Annotated in this window: 1 protein-coding gene; it reads left to right on the top strand. The window is 48.4% G+C overall.

Going from position 1 to position 770, the window contains the following annotated elements; all coding sequences use genetic code 11:
• Positions 1–17: 17 nt before the first annotated feature.
• Positions 18–770: 2,3-dihydro-2,3-dihydroxybenzoate dehydrogenase (locus ACWHAR_RS26130; RefSeq protein ID WP_452088305.1), on the top strand; the 753-nt coding region annotated here is incomplete at its 3' end.

Below are 770 nucleotides of genomic sequence, written 5' to 3'. Positions count from 1 at the left end.
AGAAAGGAATTGATGATATGAATGCAAAGAGTATAGAGGGAAAAATTGCTTTTATAACAGGGGCTGCCCAAGGAATAGGCGAAGCTGTTGCGCGGACGCTTGCCAGTCAAGGCGCACATATTGCGGCAGTTGATTATAATCCTGAAAAGCTGGAAAAGGTTGTGAGCAGCCTCAAAGCAGAAGGCCGCCATGCAGAAGCTTTTCCTGCGGATGTGAGAGACAGCGCGGCGATTGATGAGATCACGGTGCGCATCGAACGTGAAATGGGGCCGATTGATATTTTAGTGAATGTAGCGGGTGTCCTTCGCCCGGGACTGATCCATTCGCTTAGCGATGAGGAATGGGAGGCGACGTTCTCAGTGAATTCGACTGGCGTATTTAACGCCTCGCGTTCAGTCAGCAAATATATGATGGACCGAAGATCGGGTTCGATTGTAACAGTCGGATCGAATGCTGCCGATGTACCAAGAACATCTATGGCGGCATATGCGTCTTCAAAGGCTGCGGCTGTGATGTTTACGAAATGCCTTGGCCTTGAGCTTGCAGAATACAATATTCGCTGCAACATTGTATCTCCTGGATCAACGGAAACAGACATGCAGTGGTCATTATGGGCCGACGAGAATGGAGCGGAGCAAGTCATAAAAGGATCACTTGAGACATTTAAAACAGGGATCCCGCTCAAAAAACTAGCCAAGCCTTCGGATATTGCGGATGCGGTGCTCTTTTTGGTTTCTGGCCAGGCAGGGCATATTACGATGCATAATTTA

The sequence above is a fragment of the Bacillus sp. LR--39 genome, assembly GCF_053613335.1.
The sequence above is the reverse complement of the archived record's forward strand: the minus strand, read 5'-3'. Positions and strand labels throughout refer to the sequence as shown.